The sequence below is a fragment of the Bacteroides gallinarum DSM 18171 = JCM 13658 genome, assembly GCF_000374365.1.
Lineage (GTDB): Bacteria > Bacteroidota > Bacteroidia > Bacteroidales > Bacteroidaceae > Bacteroides > Bacteroides gallinarum.
This window is the reverse complement of sequence record NZ_KB894144.1, coordinates 36,094-55,403: the sequence shown is the minus strand read 5'-3', so window position 1 is coordinate 55,403 and position 19,310 is coordinate 36,094. Positions and strand designations below refer to the sequence as shown.

At 45.2% G+C, this 19,310-nt stretch carries 14 protein-coding genes, 1 tRNA gene and 1 pseudogene; 10 read left to right on the top strand and 6 right to left on the bottom strand.

Features of this window, described 5'->3' with window-relative positions:
* A partial coding sequence (locus tag C233_RS0115375; RefSeq protein ID WP_018668453.1) for a transposase occupies positions 1 to 327 on the top strand: 327 nt, incomplete at its 5' end.
* 94 nt (positions 328 to 421) lie between these two features.
* Here the strand turns inward: C233_RS0115375 and C233_RS0115370 are convergent.
* The 3 genes from C233_RS0115370 to C233_RS0115360 all read right to left on the bottom strand — a co-directional run bounded on the left by C233_RS0115370 (position 422) and on the right by C233_RS0115360 (position 2,335).
* Positions 422 to 499: transfer RNA gene (locus C233_RS0115370), tRNA-Lys, on the bottom strand.
* A gap of 78 nt (positions 500 to 577) precedes the next feature.
* On the bottom strand, positions 578 to 1,708 hold the full coding sequence (locus tag C233_RS0115365) for an AI-2E family transporter (protein ID WP_018668452.1): 1,131 nt from the start codon (positions 1,706 to 1,708) through the stop codon (positions 578 to 580).
* A gap of 39 nt (positions 1,709 to 1,747) precedes the next feature.
* Complete coding sequence (locus tag C233_RS0115360) at positions 1,748 to 2,335, bottom strand: thymidine kinase (protein ID WP_018668451.1); 588 nt, start codon at positions 2,333 to 2,335, stop codon at positions 1,748 to 1,750.
* A gap of 108 nt (positions 2,336 to 2,443) precedes the next feature.
* On the opposite strand from C233_RS0115360, the gene C233_RS0115355 reads away from it, so the two are divergent.
* From C233_RS0115355 to C233_RS0115335, 5 genes are all read left to right on the top strand, one after another.
* Positions 2,444 to 2,992: a hypothetical protein gene (locus tag C233_RS0115355; RefSeq protein ID WP_018668450.1), complete on the top strand. Its 549-nt coding sequence runs from the start codon at positions 2,444 to 2,446 to the stop codon at positions 2,990 to 2,992.
* An 11-nt stretch (positions 2,993 to 3,003) separates the two neighbouring features.
* Positions 3,004 to 3,678, top strand: coding sequence for a 16S rRNA (cytidine(1402)-2'-O)-methyltransferase (rsmI, locus tag C233_RS0115350; RefSeq protein WP_018668449.1), 675 nt, complete (start codon positions 3,004 to 3,006; stop codon positions 3,676 to 3,678).
* A 35-nt stretch (positions 3,679 to 3,713) separates the two neighbouring features.
* Complete coding sequence (locus C233_RS0115345) at positions 3,714 to 4,592, top strand: Cbp1 family collagen-binding glycoprotein adhesin (protein WP_026314881.1); 879 nt, start codon at positions 3,714 to 3,716, stop codon at positions 4,590 to 4,592.
* Between the two features lie 82 nt (positions 4,593 to 4,674).
* Positions 4,675 to 5,367, top strand: a complete 693-nt coding sequence (locus tag C233_RS0115340) for a YjjG family noncanonical pyrimidine nucleotidase (protein ID WP_018668447.1) — start codon at positions 4,675 to 4,677, stop codon at positions 5,365 to 5,367.
* A gap of 56 nt (positions 5,368 to 5,423) precedes the next feature.
* Positions 5,424 to 6,080, top strand: a complete 657-nt coding sequence (locus C233_RS0115335; RefSeq protein WP_025069243.1) for a MarC family protein — start codon at positions 5,424 to 5,426, stop codon at positions 6,078 to 6,080.
* A 169-nt stretch (positions 6,081 to 6,249) separates the two neighbouring features.
* On the opposite strand, the gene C233_RS0115330 is transcribed toward C233_RS0115335, so the two are convergent.
* Genes C233_RS0115330 through C233_RS0115320 form a run of 3 tightly spaced genes read right to left on the bottom strand, consistent with a single transcriptional unit; the run spans position 6,250 to position 11,852 of the window.
* Positions 6,250 to 7,074 carry a hypothetical protein gene (locus C233_RS0115330; RefSeq protein WP_018668445.1) on the bottom strand — a complete coding sequence of 275 codons (825 nt, stop codon included), beginning with the start codon at positions 7,072 to 7,074 and terminating at the stop codon, positions 6,250 to 6,252.
* A gap of 18 nt (positions 7,075 to 7,092) precedes the next feature.
* Complete coding sequence (locus tag C233_RS0115325) at positions 7,093 to 8,655, bottom strand: RagB/SusD family nutrient uptake outer membrane protein (protein WP_018668444.1); 1,563 nt, start codon at positions 8,653 to 8,655, stop codon at positions 7,093 to 7,095.
* Between the two features lie 17 nt (positions 8,656 to 8,672).
* Positions 8,673 to 11,852, bottom strand: a complete 3,180-nt coding sequence (locus C233_RS0115320) for a SusC/RagA family TonB-linked outer membrane protein (RefSeq protein ID WP_154656075.1) — start codon at positions 11,850 to 11,852, stop codon at positions 8,673 to 8,675.
* A 452-nt stretch (positions 11,853 to 12,304) separates the two neighbouring features.
* Here C233_RS0115320 and C233_RS0115315 point away from each other — a divergent pair, with 452 nt between their 5' ends.
* The 4 genes and pseudogenes from C233_RS0115315 to C233_RS25085 all read left to right on the top strand — a co-directional run.
* The gene (locus C233_RS0115315; protein WP_018668442.1) at positions 12,305 to 13,504 is read left to right on the top strand and encodes a site-specific integrase; all 1,200 of its coding nucleotides are present in this window, start codon (positions 12,305 to 12,307) and stop codon (positions 13,502 to 13,504) included.
* 887 nt (positions 13,505 to 14,391) lie between these two features.
* Positions 14,392 to 17,352: a SusC/RagA family TonB-linked outer membrane protein gene (locus C233_RS0115310; protein WP_039748042.1), complete on the top strand. Its 2,961-nt coding sequence runs from the start codon at positions 14,392 to 14,394 to the stop codon at positions 17,350 to 17,352.
* Positions 17,353 to 17,374: 22 nt separating this feature from the next.
* Positions 17,375 to 18,994 (top strand): RagB/SusD family nutrient uptake outer membrane protein, encoded by a 1,620-nt coding sequence (locus tag C233_RS0115305; RefSeq protein WP_018668440.1) that lies wholly within the window; start codon positions 17,375 to 17,377, stop codon positions 18,992 to 18,994.
* Positions 18,995 to 19,068: 74 nt separating this feature from the next.
* Positions 19,069 to 19,310, top strand: a pseudogene (locus tag C233_RS25085) (DDE transposase); the annotation flags it as partial.

Here is a 19,310-nt window from a genome sequence, read left to right as displayed (position 1 = left end):
TTCAGGGAATATCCTGACCTGAAGAAAGCCTACTATCTTTCCATGAGGCTCGGGCTGATCTATCACCAGTGCAAGCACAAGGATACCGCTCTGACAAGACTTGCCAGATGGTATGACGAGGTTGAAAAATCCGGTTTTCTTGCGTTCGGAAGGGTGGTACGTTCCATACAGACACATTATCTGGAAATCGTCAACTTTTTCGACAGGCGTTCCACCAATGCAGCTTCAGAATCATTCAATGCCAAAATCAAGGAGTTCAGAACACAGTTCAGAGGAGTAAAGGACAGAGCTTTCTTTCTATTCAGACTAACAAAAATTTATGCTTAATCTATGAATCCTTCAGATTTTTACGTTGCCCCCCGTTAACCGTAGCATATACAAAGAAAAAGCAGTTACCCTATTAAGATAACTGCTTGATTTTTGGGTGATCCGCTTGGGGCTCGAACCCAAGACCCCAACATTAAAAGTGTTGTGCTCTACCTGCTGAGCTAGCGAATCAATCCTTAGTGCTGTTAAGCGGGTGCAAAGATAGTTACTTTTATCGAATATACAATACTTGCGTTGAAAAAAGTTGGATTTATTCTGCCCCTTTATCTTCTTTCGTTTGATTATCAGTCGGTTCTACCTTGCGAATATTTTCTCTGTTGATAATAAAGCGTTGATAATAGGAGAGCATAAGCGTAGTGAGCGGGAGGGCGATAATCATTCCCAGCATTCCCATTAATGAACCCCATATGGAAAGCGACAGCAGGATAATGGCAGGATTCAGTCCTGTGATTTTCCCCATGACGCGCGGCACGATAAATCCGTCTTGAATGGCTTGCACAACAATGAACACCGCCGTGGCGGAGGCAATGATTATCCAGAAGTTCCCGCCCGTATCCGATGCTTTCAGGATTGCCAGCATAATGGTAGGGATGAAGCCGATAACCTGAAGGTAGGGAACCATGTTCAATGCTCCGATGAACAGGCCGAGACCTATCGCCAACGGAAAGTCTATGATAAGGAAACCTATGCTGAATAAGATACCTACACATAATGCAACGAATGCCTGCCCGCGGAAGTATCTGTTCATACCTACTTTGATGTCATCGAGTATGCCCACTACGAAAGAGCGGTACTTTATGGGTACGAGATGCGTCCAGCCTTCAGCAATACTCTCATAATCCAGCAAAATGAAAATGACGTATAACAAGATGAGGAATATGGTGAATACGCTGAACAGCAAGTCAATCGAGTCCGACAACAAAGACCATAATCGGGGAACAGCTTCTTTGAGTGCATCCACCAAGTTTTCTTTATTGAATAATTCGGTTATGAATTTCGCGTCGATGTTTTCCCGCAAGAATTCCGAGAGGGTTGTCGGTACATTGCTGTCATATGTCCCGTTGGAGAAGTACTGCACCAATAAGGCTTGCACCCTGCTGCACTCTTGTATCATGGGAGGAACCAGCAGGTAGAAAGCTCCCGCACCTATGACCGCGAGGGTGAATAATGCGCAGAATATGGAAACAATCCTGTTCTTTAGCTTTAACCTGTATTGGAAGAAAGTAACCAGCGGATATATCAGATAGGCGATTAGCCAAGCGATAAAGAAAGGCAATAGAACGCTGCTTAAACGTTTCAGAAGCATCAATAAGCCGATGATAATAACTCCTAAGATGACGCCGCGGATAAAACTGTCGAATGTAATCTTTTTACGTTCCATAGAATATTGTTTTTAACAGACCGGTTGCCTGTCCGCTTATTAGTTGTCTTTTATAGCCTGTAAATAGCATTCCCGGCACAAAGGCTCGTATTCGGCAGTCTCTCCTAATAGCACCTGCTTGTCGTTCTTTACGGTACGGTGGGAAAAGGAGGCGAGTTGGCCGCATTTTACACAGATAGCATGCACCTTGGAAACCTCGTCTGCAATAGCGCATAATCCCGGCATGGGGCCGAAAGGCTTTCCGCGGAAGTCCATATCCAAGCCGGCTACGATTACGCGTATGCCATTGTTGGCAAGCTGGTTGCATACGTCAATCAAGCCTTCGTCGAAGAATTGCGCTTCGTCGATGCCCACTACATCTATCTCTGAGGTGAATAACAGTATGCTTGCCGAAGAGTCTATCGGAGTAGAAGATATTGCGTGGCTGTCGTGTGAAACGACATCGGCTTCCGAATAGCGGGTGTCTATTGCAGGTTTATAGATTTCGACGCGTTGCCTGGCAAATTTAGCACGCTTCAAACGGCGTATCAGCTCCTCTGTTTTGCCGGAGAACATGGAACCGCATATAACTTCAATTCTTCCTCTGCGCTTGGTTTCTTGTATGTGATCTTCCGAGAATAATACCATGTCGTTATGTGTTATATTCAGTTACAAAAGTAGTGATTTTGTTTACTTCCAGGTATTTTTTCATTATTTATTTCTACATTTGTGCCATTAACATGGACGGGAAAGGAAATGCAAGCATTATTGAATGATATAGAACTGGATATCCAGGAATTGAAGTGTCTGATACAGTCGATATCTACCGATACCAACCCTGTTTTGAGGATAGTTGCCAAGAGGAATATTCATCAAATGCAGGAACGGCTGGATGCACTGACCGAGCTGCTGGATGCTGCTTTTGTGATTACTCCCGCCGGCCAGGCTGTACCCGATACAGCAAAAGCGGTTCCGGAGCCGGAGGCCGTCCCTGAACCGGTTCGGGAAGTCCCGGCTGAAACAGCTCCCGTTGCAGATAATACGGCTCCCGCTTCACAGATTTTGGCGGAGCGTATTAAAACGGCTGCGGACTTGCGGCATGCTATCAGCCTGAACGACTCGTTCCGTTTTACCCGGGAACTGTTCAATGGAGATGCGGCGCGGATGAACGAAGTGGTGCAGCGGTTGGGCAAAGCCTCTTCATTGGATGAGGCCATGTCCATATTTGTATCGACGGTACGCCCGGATGAAGAAAATGAGGCTGCTGCCGATTTTGTAGAACTCCTCAAGAAGTATTTCAGTTAAAAACGGCGGATATGGGAAAACTTTATGTAGTGCCTACTCCGGTAGGAAACCTGGAAGACATGACTTTCCGTGCCATTCGTATTTTGAAAGAGGCGGATTTGGTCTTGGCCGAGGATACGCGCACTTCCGGCATATTGCTGAAACATTTTGAGATAAAGAATGCGATGCAGTCCCACCATAAGTTCAATGAACATAAAACGGTGGAAAGTGTTGTAAATAGGATAAAGGCCGGTGAAACCGTAGCGTTGATATCGGATGCCGGTACGCCGGGAATTTCAGACCCGGGCTTCCTGATTGTCCGCGAATGCGTCCGCAACGACATCGAGGTGCAATGTTTGCCGGGAGCTACTGCATTCGTTCCGGCATTGGTGGCTTCAGGATTACCGAATGAGAAGTTCTGTTTCGAGGGGTTCCTCCCCCAGAAAAAAGGCAGGATGACACGGCTGAAAGGACTGGCGGAGGAGCGTCGTACAATGGTTTTCTATGAATCCCCCCACCGCTTGGTAAAAGCGTTGACGCAGTTTGCGGAGCATTTCGGTGCGGAACGGCAGGCATCCGTCTCCCGTGAGATATCCAAGATACACGAAGAAACGGTACGCGGCACTCTCACCGAGTTGATAGAGCATTTCACCGCCAACGAACCGCGCGGCGAAATAGTAATTGTAGTAGCAGGAATAGACGATTGAAGAACTTCATTAACAAAAACGTAAAACAAAAGCGTATGAAAAAGTTAGCAGTTTTAATTGTATGTACAGCCGTTATGGCTTCATGCGACGGCCTTTCTGGTGGCAGTAAAGACCAGTTGAAGGCAGAAAACGATTCTCTTTTAATGGAATTGAATCAGCGTAATGCCGAATTGGACGAGATGATGGGCACTTTCAATGATATTTCGGAAGGATTCCGCCAAATCAATGCGGCAGAGAGCCGTGTGGATTTGCAACGCGGTGCAGTGGCAGAAGGCTCTTTGAATGCCAAGCAACAGATTGCCTCCGATATCGAATTCATCCGTAAGCAAATGGAAGAGAACAAAGAGCAGATTGCCAAGTTGCAGGCCATGCTGAAAAGCAGCAAAACCAACTCTGCCCAGTTGAAGAAAGCGGTCGAGTCTTTAACGCAGGAGCTGAATGCGAAGACTCAGCGCATCGAAGAATTGCAGGCAGAACTGGCTTCCAAGAATATCCGTATTCAGGAACTCGATGCCACCGTTACGAATTTGAATGCCGTTAAGAATGAGCTGACTGCTGAAAACGAGGCAAAAGCCAGGACTGTGGCAGAGCAGGAGAAAGCGCTTAATACCGCCTGGTTCGTATTCGGAACGAAGAAAGAACTGAAAAACCAGAAGATTTTAAGCGGTTCCGGCCTGTTCAAGAAAGGTACGGTATTGAAAGACGGCGATATTAACAAGGATTATTTCACGCAGGTTGATATCCGTACCACTAAAGAAATCAAGTTGTACTCTAAAGATGCCGATGTGCTGACCACTCATCCCGAGGGCTCTTATGCTTTGGAAGAAGACGACAAAGGCCAGCAGACCTTGAAGATTACCAATCCGAAAGAGTTCTGGAGCATTTCCAAGTACCTGGTAATTCAGGTGAAGTAATACTTGATTGATAATTGGCAGGGCTGTTTCAAAAGTACATCTGTAAATCTGCTTTTGAAACAGCCTTTTTAGTATTCCCCTTATGCCCTATAAGAATTTATTTTTTGATTTGGACGATACGCTTTGGGCATTCTCCCTCAATGCCCGCGATACATACGAGGAGATGTACCGGAAGTATGGATACGACCGTTTCTTTGACTCTTTCGAGCATTATTACTCGCTTTACAACCGTCGTAACCTGGAACTGTGGGTGGAGTATGCCGATGGCAAAGTGACGAAAGAGGAGTTGAACCGTCAGCGCTACCTCTATCCCCTGGAAGCCGTGGGAGTGTATGAACCGGCTTTGGCAAAGGCCTATGAAAAGGATGCGCTTGCCGCTATCCCTACCAAAAGCAAATTGATGCCTCATGCACGTGAGGTATTGGAATATCTTTCGCCGAGATACAATCTGTATATCCTTTCGAATGGATTTAAGGAACTTCAGTTCCATAAGATGCGCTCGTCCGGCATCGACAAATACTTCAGGAAAATAGTTCTTTCCGATGATATCGGAATCTTAAAACCCTGGCCGGAGATTTTCCATTTCGCCCTTTCGGCAACACAGTCCGAGCTGAACGAATCGCTGATGATTGGAGACAGTTGGGAGAATGATATAGCCGGCGCTGCCGGAGTAGGCATGCACCAGGTATTTTATAACGTGTCCGGGCGTATGGACTTGCCCTTTGCACCTACTTACCAGATTGCCGACCTGAAAGAGTTGTTGCATTTGTTGTGACATTGCCGGATTAGTTGTACTTTTGCCTCCGATGATAAATCTCTAAATCTACTATTATGGAAACTCTCATTCCTTTTGCGTTGTTGTGTTTCACCTCCTTCTTTACGCTGACTAACCCTTTGGGTACAATGCCTGTCTTTTTGACAATGACACAGGGAATGACGGACAAGGAACGCCGTTCTATCGTCAGTCGTGCTACGCTGGTTTCGTTTATCACATTAATGGTTTTCGTCTTTGCCGGACAGTTCCTTTTCAAATTCTTCGGTATCTCCACGAATGGGTTCAGAATTGCAGGCGGTGTCATTATTTTCAAAATAGGTTTCGATATGTTGCAGGCGCGTTATACGCCTATGAAGCTGAAAGACGAAGAAATCAAAGCCTATGCGGATGATATATCGATTACCCCTTTAGGCATTCCGATGCTGTGCGGTCCGGGTGCTATTGCCAATGCAATCGTATTGATGCAGGATGCGCACTCTTTTGAGATGAAAGGAGTACTTATCGGTACTATCGCCCTTATCTACTTTCTCACTTTCTTGATATTAAGAGCTTCCACCCGCTTGGTTAACTGGTTGGGCGAAACCGGCAATAACGTCATGATGCGTCTTATGGGGCTTATTCTAATGGTGATTGCGGTAGAGTGTTTTGTCGGTGGAATGAAACCGATATTGGTGGATATAATCAAAGAGGGATACTTGGGAGTAATTAAGTAAGGAACGTAATAACCGGCATATGAAGATACGGTTAAAAAGAAAAGAGGATGAACTCCAGTACATCCTCTTTCTCAAAACTGTTTAATTGCCAGTCTTTTAGAAAACGCTCCGGAAGTATAATCCCGGAGCGTTTTTCCTTTTTTAAAGCTATTCTATTGCCGATGCCTGCTTATTCGGTCGCTTCTTCCGGCAAAACTGCTGGCAACGTAATTCTTTCTGTAAATGTACCGAGTGCCTTGGCATCTTCATCCATAAAGACGAGCTCGAGTTCCATAATCGTTCCTGAAACTGTTCCCCGTCCGGAAACATATACTTCTTTTTTATCCGTATTTTCCAAGGCATACTGTTCGTCCACAGTCACATTACCGTCTTTGTCTACCTTTAGGATGATATCCGCCTTGTCCTCGTACATGTTCACAGCCTTGTACCATGTTGCGCGGTCGGCCTTCTGCAATTTGAAGGAACGGGGCTGATTGTCGTACCCGGAAATAAATGTAGCCACTCGTCCGCCTGCCCAGTCTGTGTATGTATAGTCCTTGCTTATCGAAACTTGTATCGTGGATACACCTCCTAAAGAGGCGTCGGTTTCAGGTAGGGAAAGCTCGAGCACATAAGACTCCCCGGAGAGGATATCACCTATTTGCACATTTATATCCGATTTATAAGCACCTGCCTCGAACTCTATCTCGGCAGGAATAGTAAAGTATCCGGAGGCATCTTCCGATGCAGGCTTTTTTGTCGCCTCGTCCGTATATGTACGAGACGCTTTCCATGACAAAGCAACCTTACCGGCCTCTGCATTATCTGCACGCAATACTTCCACTGTAAAAGAGGAAGAAGTTCCGGCTTCCAAACTTTCGGTCTGCTTACTCGAGATGAAAGATACACCTGCACCGCTTTGGTTATACACCTCGCCTTTGTTTTCCGTGTCGCACGCGGTAAAGGCAACGGCAGCTATAAAGGCGGTTCCTAATAAAAATATATTATGCTTCATAATCTGATTCGTTTTAAATTATTCTTTCGTATCACCCAGCGGATTCTGGTCTTTAGTCTGGTCGAGGCTCGGGTTGCCGTCGAACTCGGATTGCGGAATAGTCAATACCCATGCGTAGCTTTCCGGGTCTTGTGTATTTGTTCCGCTTATCAAGGCGCTTTCCGGCCACCCCATATCCGTAGTACGCGTAAAGCCTTGTTTCAGACGGCGGATGTCATAGATACGGCCGAATTCGCCCCACAATTCAACACGTCTGTTAAAGATGATTTCTTCCAGTAACGAACTTCTGGTCTTGCCGACTGTGGTCGTATTTCCAAGAGCAGTGCCGGAAAGAGCGTCGATATAAGAAACATTGGTTGCCGAAAAACCGCGTTTTTCCAACAAGTCTTTCAGATATTTCCGGCCGTTTGTATCATCGTTATTACGGCAAGCAGCCTCTGCCGCAATCAGGTACATTTCTTCCACACGCATAAAGATGTAGTCGCCTTCCCATGTAGCGATGTTGGAGAACTTGAACTTCTCTTGCTGATAGCCGCCCAGACCGTTGTTCTTGTCATCCTTGTTCCACCAGGCACGGCGGGTATCATTTGTGCTCATCGAATTGTATAATTCCTTGTTGACCTGCTTCCGGGCAGTCGCGCCATACGCACCTGCATCGGCATCCATGTGAGAGAACAGGCTGGCATACATACCCGATTGGTCTTTCAGGATTTCCGCACCCCACATCACATTCTTTGCCTCGGTATTGTTCAGTCCTGTAAAGGCTTCTACCTCCTGAATGGTACATCCGCTGGCAGTAATAGCGCTTGTCGCTGCATCTAATGCCGTAGGCCAGTCCTCCATAACCTGAGCCACACGTGCCTTGATACCCAGTGCTACGGCTTCATCGATGTGACTGACATGCTGACGTTTGATACCTTTCAGCATATCGACGGCCGTATTGATATCCGAAGTAATCTGTTCGTACACTTTTTCGACGGTAGAGCGGGGCTTACCCTGTGTCTTGATGTCCGTAGGTTCCGTGTAAACCGGTACGCAAGGTTCGCTCTCATGTCCTTTGTATGTCCGCGCATAAGTCTGTGCCAGCATGAAGTAAGAATAGGCACGCACGGCATAAGCTTGTCCTACTACATAGTTCTTTTCCTCCGTCGTCCCTTCCATTTCATCGGCTGCCGCAATGATGTAGTTTATGTTGGCAATCCATGTATAGAACCCGTTCCACATTTCATAAGGGCGCCAGCCTTCGGAAGCGTATTTTGACTTTACGTCATAAATACAGTCATACCAGAACCAACCGCTGCCTGCACCCGACATGATGCAGTCCTCACCCATTACATCCGCCATTAAAGCGTAAGCGGTAATACCGAAACACTGGTGTGTATTGGCGGTATTGGAGACGCCTGCTGTGTACATTGCACGGTATACGCCATTCAGCGAAATCAAGGCATTGCTGGCAGTTGAGAAAATCGCCTCGCCCCCGGCAGATGATGTCGGAGAGGTTTCCAATGCGTCATCACTACATGCCGTCATCATGGAGAGGGCGGCAAAACTGATAAATATATAGTTGAATATCTTTTTCATATTGAGTCCTCGTTTTTTTAGAAGTTAATTTCCACACCTACGGATATCGTACGGTTAGGAGCGTAAGAATAGTCCGTATCTCCCGTAAAGCTGTACTGCGGGTCCATACCGTCCAAGTGGGAGAAAAGAGCCAGGTTGTCTACCGAACCGAATACACGGACATGTTCCAGCCCAGCCTTGCGCATCCACGGTTTGGGCAGCGTATAGCCCAATGTGATATTCTTGATAGAGAAATAAGAGGCATCTACCAGGAAACGGTCTGTACGTGTTACATCACCTCCGATTTCTATACGGGGTACATCCGTAATGTCACCCGGCTTTGTCCAGCGGCGTAGTGCGTTCGTATTCCACGTGTCGCCGGCATACATGGTGTTCATTGAACCCTCATACAAGTAATCGAATACCTTGCCGCCGATAGAATAGGTCGTCAGGATAGAGAGGTCGATTCCCTTCCAAGAGAGGTTCGTGCCGATGCTTCCGTACAATTTCGGTATACGGCTGCCCAGGTAATACTTGCTGGTAGCCGCTTTTGAGTAGTCGGAGCTGATACGCTCATTGATACGGTTACCGTTTTCATCGGTGTCGTACACCCAATAGAGTTGTGCACCCGTAGCCGGGTCTACACCTGCCGAACGCGCCATATAGAACGTATTGATAGGCATGCCTTCCTTGATGCTGTAAATACCGTCGATAATCTCGGGCGAGTCGCCTGTAAGTTTCAGTACCTTGTTCTTCACCGTAGACCCCATCCAGGTCAAATCCCAGTTGAAATCTTTAGTCCTGAGAACAGTTCCGCGTACATCGAACTCGAAACCGCTGTTGCGCATATTACCCACATTGGCATTGTAGCCGGAGAAACCGGTAGAAGTGGCCATTGGGTAAGAAAGCAGCATGTCGGTGGTTTTACGGTTGTAGTACTCGGCACTTACGGTCAAACGGTAATCGAAGAATGTACCTTCGATGCCCACATTCAGATTACCGCTCTTTTCCCAGGAGATGTCGCGGTTTTCCAATGAAGAGATAAGGGCTCCCACCTGGTTGGCATTGGGATAACCTAAGTTATAGAGTTTCTGCCATACATAATAGTTTGCCACATAGTCTTCCACAGCGAGGTCGTAGCGTTGCAGGTTGTCGTTACCCTGTTCGCCATAACTCAGTTTCAGCGAGAGGTTGTTTACCCACTTCACATCTTTCATGAACTCTTCCTGCGAGATACGCCAGTTGGCGCCGAGACTCCAGAAAGTACCGTAACGGTTGTCCTTCTGGAAACGGGAAGAACCGTCGGTACGGATAGAGGCAGAGAAATAATATTTCTCGTCGAAGTTATAGTTGAAACGGCCGAACCATGATTGGATGCGGTAGTTGTCCGAGTAAGAATCGGCATCGTACAAGCTGGTTCCCGGGCGCAGTTCCAGGATACCCTCCATTAAATTAGTCTTTCCGGCAGATAAGTATTCGTACTTATAGGCATAGAACTCATGACCGGCAAGCAAGTCTAAATTGTGAAGACCGAAAGAACGGTTCCACGTCAACAGTTGGTTGAATGTGTAAGACTGCGTGCGTTTGTTGTACTTCATCAGCAAACCGCCCGATGCAGCCTGGTTACCATGTTCCATATTCATGTACGACTTTTGCAACTGGTTGCGGTAGTCCACACCGAAATTCAGCGTCAGCTTCAAGCCTTTCGCCCATTTTGCCTTGTCCGAGTCGGAACCGAACGTCATGAATGTACGTACGCTGGCAACGTCCGTCTTGTAGTCGGCAATATCATTCGTCAATCCGCCTACCGGGTTGAAGTCGTTGTACTTAGGACGTTTGTTGCCTTCTGCATCTGCATAGTCCAGTTGGCGGTTCCCGTCGGCATCCAGCAAATCCGTACCGTCCGTATCCTTGCGGTATACCGGATAGATAGGCGCCATGAACTGTGCGGAATACCATACATTGGAGTTGGCGGAACCTTTATAGTCGCTGAAATTTTGTACGGAGTTGGCAAGAGCCGTGTTCAATCCTGCCTGGAACCAGTCGTTCACCACCGTGTTTACGTTGGCGCGTGCATTATAGCGTTGGAAACCGGTGGAGAGCAGGATACCGTCCTCGTTCAGGTAACCCAGCGAAAACATATATTTGGTCTTTTCCGTACCGCCACTTACCGAGAACTGATGTTCGTGGCGGAAAGCATTGTTGTGCAGAATGGCATCGAACCAGTCTTCATTCCATGCCGATTCGGCATCTGCATGAATCTGTCCGGTTGCAGGGTCGATAAGCGTGCTCCATGTATAGTTTTTGAAAGGGTTGTATTCCTCACCGCCCAATGTACTGGAAAGAGCTCTGATAGCGGCAGCGGAGCCGTCATCCCACGTATATCCGTTAGAGAAGACATACGAGTTTCTCAACGCCTCATAAGTCAGTTGCACGAAATCCTTTTGACCTACGGTATCATAGCGTTTCAACGCACGTGAAGACCAGCCCACGGTAGAACGCCATGTTACTTTAGCCTTACCCTCTTTACCTTGTTTGGTAGTAATCATCACCACACCGTTAGCACCGCGTGCACCATACAACGCGCCGGCGGATGCATCTTTCAGGATAGTCATATTTTCGATATCCGACGGATTGATAGAACTCAGGTCACCGTCATACGGAATTCCGTCCACTACATACAACGGGTCTTTCGATGCGTTAATGGAACCATAACCGCGGATGATAATTTTTGCTGACTCACCCGGCTGTCCGGAGCCTGTGGCTGCCTGTAAACCCGTTGTCTGTCCTTCCAATCCCTTGGAAATGTTGGTAATAGGACGTAGCTCCAGGTTCTTGCTGCTGATAGTAGAAGCGGAACCGGTAAACGAAGACTTCTTTGCCGTACCGTAAGCTACCACCATTACTTCATCAAGTACCTCAGTATCAGACTTCATCACAACCTTTACATTCGGCTTAATAGCTACTTCCTGCGTCTGCATACCTATATAGGAGATTTGCAGAGTTTTCGCAGAACTTGGTACATTCAGTAATGTAAAATCACCGTCTACATTGGTAATGGCACCGATTTGCGTACCTTTTACCAATACAGAGGCTCCAATAACTGGCTGCCCATCTTCTTCAGAAATCACAACACCTGTAACCTTCTGTGTCTGGGCAGTTACTAAGCCTATTCCTACAAAAAGGCAGGCCAATAACAGCATTAATTTTCTTTTCATAAATTCTCTCTTAAAGTTTAACTTTACATTAATTGTTTCTTTACTCTAACAAAATGCAAATATATTAATAAATATAAAACGGGCAACTGTTTTATTGAAAAAACCTTGTAATTCTATCAATCTATTATTAAAACATACGGTTTTCTGCTGAACAGCAGATTTTGTGCAATGAAAAGACTTTAAAACTCTCCTGCTTGCTATCACTATGTTTCAATTATTTTAGTCAATTATTTAATTTAATACTTATATTTTAAAACAAAATGGTTAAAAATGCACTGGTATGCATGCAAATTTACCCACCTTTAAGAGACATTCTGCGTCTTTCTTGCAGACAAAATGAAGAAGTTATAAAAAGGAGAAGCTACTTTTTGCAGATATTAATTCTTATTCAAATCTTGTTTTGCACAGAATATCCTCTTATTTGTTTATAGTATTAATTAAAACGAATTGAGATGAATAAAATTATTTACAGTCTTGTGTACAACAGAAAAAAATGCCTGAATAAAAAAGGAATGGCATTAGTGCAGGTAGAAGCCTATTTGGACAGAAAGAAAAAGTACTTCTCGACCAAGGTCTATTTGAAGCCGGAGCAATGGGATACGAAGAAACTGGTTGTAAAGAACCACCCCAATGCCGATGCTTTGAATAGATTGATTTACGAGTTTGTAGCAGCAATAGAGAAAAAAGAACTGGAATTGTGGCAGCAGGGCAAACGCATATCCCTGGAACTGCTAAAACATACATTGGTTACACAGGAGAACAATTCTTCGTTTATATCTTTTTTCAGGCAAGAAGTCATGAACTCATCTTTGAAAGGCAGTACCAAACGCAACCACCTTTCTACACTTGCATTATTGCAAGAGTTCAAAAAGGACGTGACGTTCTCCGACCTGACATTTGAATTCGTTTCCTCTTTTGAGTATTTCCTGCAATTGAAGGGGTATCATACAAACACCATTGCCAAACATATGAAGCACCTGAAACGCCATGTAAATATAGCCATTAACAAGGAATATATCGAAATACAGAAATATGCTTTCAGGAAATATAAGATAAAAACGGTGGAAAACAAACATACCCATTTAGTGCCGGAGGAACTGGAGAAGCTGGAAAGCCTGGAGCTGTCGGGCAGGTATGTCAAGCTACAAAAGTCTTTGGATGCTTTCTTGTTCTGTTGTTATGCAGGAATGCGGTATTCCGATTTCACGAATCTATCTCCCGAGAATATCGCAGATATCAATCAGGAAACATGGCTCATATATAAATCGGTAAAAACAGGAACCGAGGTACGCCTGCCTCTTTATTTACTGTTTGCAGGAAAAGGGATTGCAATTCTTAATAAGTATCGGGATAACCTGGAAAGCTTCTTTCGCTTGAGAGATAACTCGAATGTCAACAAGGATTTGATGATTATCGCAAAATTGGCCGGACTATCCAAAAAGATATCCTTTCATACAGCGCGCCACACCAATGCAACATTGCTTATATACAACGGTGTAAATATCACTACGGTACAAAAGCTACTCGGGCATAAAAGCGTGAAAACCACGCAGGTATATACGAATATTATGGATATGACCATAATTCATGACCTGGAGAAAATAAGACAGGCAACCCCGTTCGCACGAAAAGAAACAGAGAACGGCTTCTGATATAAGTAGCAGGCATAACAGCTTGCCGGCGGAATTAAATTAGCACTTGTTTAATTCTGTCAATAGGATTTCTATCTATCATATCGTGCGGTTTTCTCTAAATTATGCAACGTTCAGTACCCTTTCACTTGTCTTTTCGTGTTTATATGCGTTGTGATATTTCTTTCTCATGCAGCTTTCCGTTTGTTTCTCCCTTTGAAACAAAGTGTTTTATATGGCAAAACAGTTTGTTCAACAGGTTGAAACACTTTGTTCCGTTAATAGAAACACTTTGTTCTATCGTATGCGAACAAAGTGTTTTTATACGGTGAAACAAAATGTTTTTGTATGATGAAACAAAGTGTTTTTATATAATGAAACAAAGTGTTTTTATATAATGAAACAAAGTGTTCACCACAGTGAACTAATGTGTTATCTCGTTTTATAAACAAACAGACAACGTGTGCTCTCTGGTTATATCTACAACCGCAGTGTGATAGATATCTTTGAAAAAAGTATCTATCACACTTATCCGTCACGTTATAATATGTTGTAATACGGTGCTATAATGTCATTTGCGTAATAACATGACAGATAAAATTCATTTCTTAAACTTACAGGGAAAACATATTGCGTTCAAGGTATAAATAAAATGCCTTATTGTCAGGACACATTGTATTTACAAATACATTTTAAAGAAGCACTGGGTATATTTATAATACAATCGATTTATAATATTTCCGTTTATAATATCCTAAGAATCAAAACACATTGCAATCGGCAGGTAGCATTTGGGTAATATATAATATTATTAATATGTGGCAGAATGGCATCTGCCGATGCCCTCACTCTGTATGGTGGGTTTATTGGTTGATGTAAGTTTCTTATCTAAAGCTGTTTATGTCCCTATGAGTTCTGCGAAAACTCTGCAAATCTCCTATATAGGTATGCAGACGCAGGAGGTAGCTATTAAGCCGAATGTAAAGGTTGTGATGAAATCTGATACAGAATTGCTTGATGAAGTAACTGTGGTAGCTTATGGCACTAAACGCAAGCAAGATTTGGTGGGTTCTATCAGCAGTGTGAAAAATGAGATTATCAGTAATTCACAAGCTACATCCGTATCAAATGCACTCGAAGGAGCCGTGGCTGGCTTGCAAATCGTTAGTTCTTCCGGTCAGCCGGGAAAGGACGCCAATATCGTGTTGCGCGGTGTAGGTTCTATTTCGGCCAGCAATAATGCGCTGATTGTGGTAGATGGCGTACCCTTCAACGGAAAATTATCGGATATCAACCCTACGGATATCGCTTCGGTAAATGTATCAAAGGACGCTGTTTCCAATTCTTTATATGGCTCACGTGCTGCTGGCGGTGTGGTTATGATTACTACTAAGACAGGACGCAAGGACAAAGTAACCGTTAACTTTAACGGTACTTGGGGCGTGGCACAACGCGCGTACAAGGACTATGACATGGCTACCGATCCGGGTGAGTTTTATCGCTTAACTTGGTATGGTCTCCGTAATACCTATTGGGCAGCCGGAAATTCCATTGAAGACTCCAATCAGGCAGCCAGTCAGAAATTGCTGAGCCAACTGGGTGGTTATAATGCTTACATCATCCCGCAAGGAGAGTATTTGGTAACGCCCGATGGAAAACTTAACCCCAATGCACGTCTGCGTTATAATGATTCGTTTGCCGATGCTTTGTTCGACAATGCTTTCCGTCAGGAGTACAATGTATCTGCTTCAGGCGGTAACGACCGTACGGATTTCTATGTGTCTATGGGTTATCTGGACAATGACTCTTATGTGTTAGGTTCTTCTTATGAGCGCTTTACGGCTCGCGCCAATGTCAACTCCCAATTGAAGTCTTGGTTGAAAGTAGGAACCAATGTGGGATATTCAAAGGCTACGCAGAACGGCGTACAGGAGGATGCCGGAGCAGCCTCCAATCCTTTTGCCGTGGCACGCTCTTGGGCTCCTATCTTCCCGGTTCACGCCTATGACGCGGATGGTAACATGAAATACGATGAAGACGGAAGCCCCATGTATGATGCCGGAAACGGCGAAACGGACGGCACATCCACACGGCCTACGGCGACTAACCAGAACGTGATAGCCAACATGAAGGAGGATATTCGTGAAAGTGTGTACAATAACCTGACTTCACGCTCGTATATAGAAATCTCGTTTTTGAAGAATTTCAAATTTACGGCTAATTACAGTTATGATTTCACGAACAATAGAGAGAGAGTGTATTACACGCCGACTATCGGCGACGGACAGTCTTTCGGCGGCCGTGGTACACACGCAAGCATCAACACTACAACTACCAACTTCAACCAAATTCTGGCTTATAGCAATGTATTCGGCGATTACCACCATTTGTCGGCAAAGATAGGTCATGAATACTATAAGTATGAATATGACTATTTTGACGGACAGAAGACCAACTTCTTCAATCCGAACAATCCTGAGCTGGTTAACGGCGGGCAGATGCAATACCTCAACAGTTACAAGGCGAACCATAACATCGAGGGATATTTCGGCATGGCAGATTATGACTATCATAACAAGTATTATGTTTCTGCCGCTTTCCGCCGCGACGGTACTTCCCGTTTCTTAAACCGTTGGGGTAACTTCTGGTCGGTGGGTGCTGCATGGCGTATTTCCAGCGAGGCATTCATGGATGGAACGGACGCGTGGTTGAATGACCTGAAAATACGTGCTTCGTATGGTACGCAGGGCAATGAAAGCATTCTCTCGGAATATGATTATGCTTATGTGTACACACCTTACCAAGACCAGTACACGGTAACTTGGAATGGTTCCGAATTGGGCTATACACCGGAATTCTACGGTAATCCGGACTTGACTTGGGAAAAGCAGAAAACTTTCGACGTGGGTGTAGACTTTCGCTTGTTCGACAGGGTGTACGGTTCGTTCGAATACTTCTATCGTCGTACGGACGATATGCTCTTCAAACGCCCCGTGGCTTTTTCTACAGCCGGACGTCCGTATAACTGGGAAAACTTGGGTGCGATGAAGAACACCGGTATAGAGTTTGAAGTGAATGTGGACATCCTCAACCAGCCCGACCTGAAGTGGACGGTATCGCTCGTAGGTTCTCACTACAAAAACCGCATCCTGACACTGCCCGAAGAGAACCGTAAAGAAGGTATCACTGACGGTCCGTTCAACCTGCGCGAAGGCAAGAGCCGCTTTGAATACTATACTTATATGTATGCCGGTATGGATGAGAAAGGAAATGCCATGTGGTACATGAACGAGACAGACAATGAAGGGAATGTAATAGGCCGTACCACGACCACTACTTATGCGGATGCCGATAAGTACTTCATCGGTAAATCTGCTTTGCCTGACTTCAACGGCGGTTTGAGTACTACTTTCTCTTACAAAGGCATTGACCTTTCCATAGCGACGGCTTTCCAAATCGGTGGCTATGCGTATGACTACTCTTATCTGGACGGTATGAGTTCTTCATTCTACGTAGGTCACAACAGGGATATGTGGAATACGTTCAACCCGGAGACAGGTACGGGTTCACTTCCTATTTGGAATGCAAATAATGCTTCTAACTCTTTCACTCAACAGTCAGACCTCAATCTGATAAAGGCCAGCTACTTCAGTATCCGTAACATTACTTTGGGTTACACTTTGCCGAAGAACCTGATGCAGAAATTCGGTGTTGAGAAACTGCGTATCTACGCTACGGCAGACAACCTTGCCTTATGGTCCAAACGTCAAGGATTTGACCCCCGTGTGGCAATGGCAGGTTCTGATGATGAGTATGGAGGTTATTCTCCGATGCGTGTGATTTCCGGTGGTATCAACCTTACATTCTAACTAAAAAAAGTTTTTTGTATATATGAAGATAATGAAATATATGATGCAGGCGATACTTGTGGGAGGCCTGCTTACATCTTGCGTTGAAGACGCCGATGTTACCGCTTATTTAACTGAGGAGCAACTGGGCGGTGTGGCTCAAGAGGACCCTGACAAGACTTTTTCGGCTGCTGTGGCAGGTATGTATTCGGATATGCAACAGTATTACGATACCGATATGCAGCACAACTATTTCGGCCAGAAAAGTTTTGATTACCTGACATCGCTGATGGGTAACGACATGATTATGACCGGGCTTTTCGGTATGAGTTACTACCATTATGTGTTGGATTATTGGGGACAGAGCTATACTCCGACCAACAACCGCTGGAAAGAGTACTATCGTGTTATAGCCAATGCCAACAATATCCTTAAACTGATTGACCCTGACAGTAAAGACGCTGCCACAATGAAATATCGCGCCATAGCCCTCGGCTTCCGCGGCTATGCTTACTTGCAGCTGACTTATCTGTATCAGTATTCCTATTATACCGGAGTAGACGGAACGGAATGGGGGCGTGGAGAGAAATATGACTTCTCGCAGGCTCCGTGCGTGCCGCTTATCACAGAAGATACGGAAGGCGACCAGCCGCGTGCCACTGTGGCTCAGATTTACGAACAAATCATGAGTGACCTTACTACTGCTTTCGATTTATTTAAGCAGTTGGATATGACACGCACTTCCTCGCCCACCGATATGGACGGTTGCGTGGTAGCCATGCACTTGGCTCGTGCCAATATGGTGATTCACGAATGGGACGAAGCGATAAAGTATGCACAGGTGGTGATAGACAATTTCCGCGTGTTGCAGGGTGAAGACGAACTATTGCAAGGATTCAGCAACATCAGCTTGGCGGATGTAGTATTTGGCTGTGATATTACAGCGGATAACACAGGTACTTATAGGTCTTACTTCTCGCAAATGGATGCTTATAGCCAAGGCTATGCCGGTATCGGTGTGTGGCGTGCTGCCTTTAAGCCACTCGTAGACCGTATTGATGAGAACGATATCCGCTTGAAGTGGTTCTGCTGCGACCGTTCTACTGGTGGAGATTACGAAGAGAAAAAGGATAATGTTACCCGCATCGTTCGTAAGACACTACTGCGCGACACTAAGGATACGGTTAAAGTAGAATACCAAGCCGTGAAATTTATCGGTACGGGTCGTGAGAATATCAAAGCGGGCGTGTTCAGCGGATGGGAATTGGGTGACTACATTTACCTGCGCTCCGAAGAAGCTTATCTGATAAAGATTGAAGCCTTGGCGCACAAGGGGGATGCCAGTGCGGTGACAGAACTGAATAACTTCATGAGAACCCGTCAGCCCGATTACGATTACACCTTTACGAACAAGGCTGCCCTGATAGAGGAAATCATTTATCAGAAGCGCGTGGAATTCTGGGGAGAAGGCTTGGAATACATCGACAACCGTCGTTTGAATATTCCCGTAGACCGTACGGATGAGACTTGGGGCGCAGACAACAACAATCATTACGAAAGTGCTAAATTCCGTTACAATCAGGAAGACCGTCCGTTCCTTTATCAATTACCTATCTCGGAAATAGAGAATAATTCTCAGATTTCTTCGAGTGACCAAAATTGATAGCTACGGCATGTTATAAAGAGGGACATTCAGTAAATAATATAAAATCAGCCAACTAATTCATACACAAAATATTGCGAATTAGCTGGCTTTTTTGTATCTTTAGGTATTCCCCCGCAAATAAGGTTTGAAGGCCAAAACGGGGGAAATTCCCCGACTAAGATATGGCTAAGATACAAAATATTTCCGAAATTCACCCAACTTTGGGCTTCACAGAATTTGATGTTCTGGAAAAATACCGCAAAAGTTTTAATGAGAGTGAGCTTGGCAGGCTTCACTCAGTGTTCCCGTTTGAACGCATGGCAAAAGCCGCAGG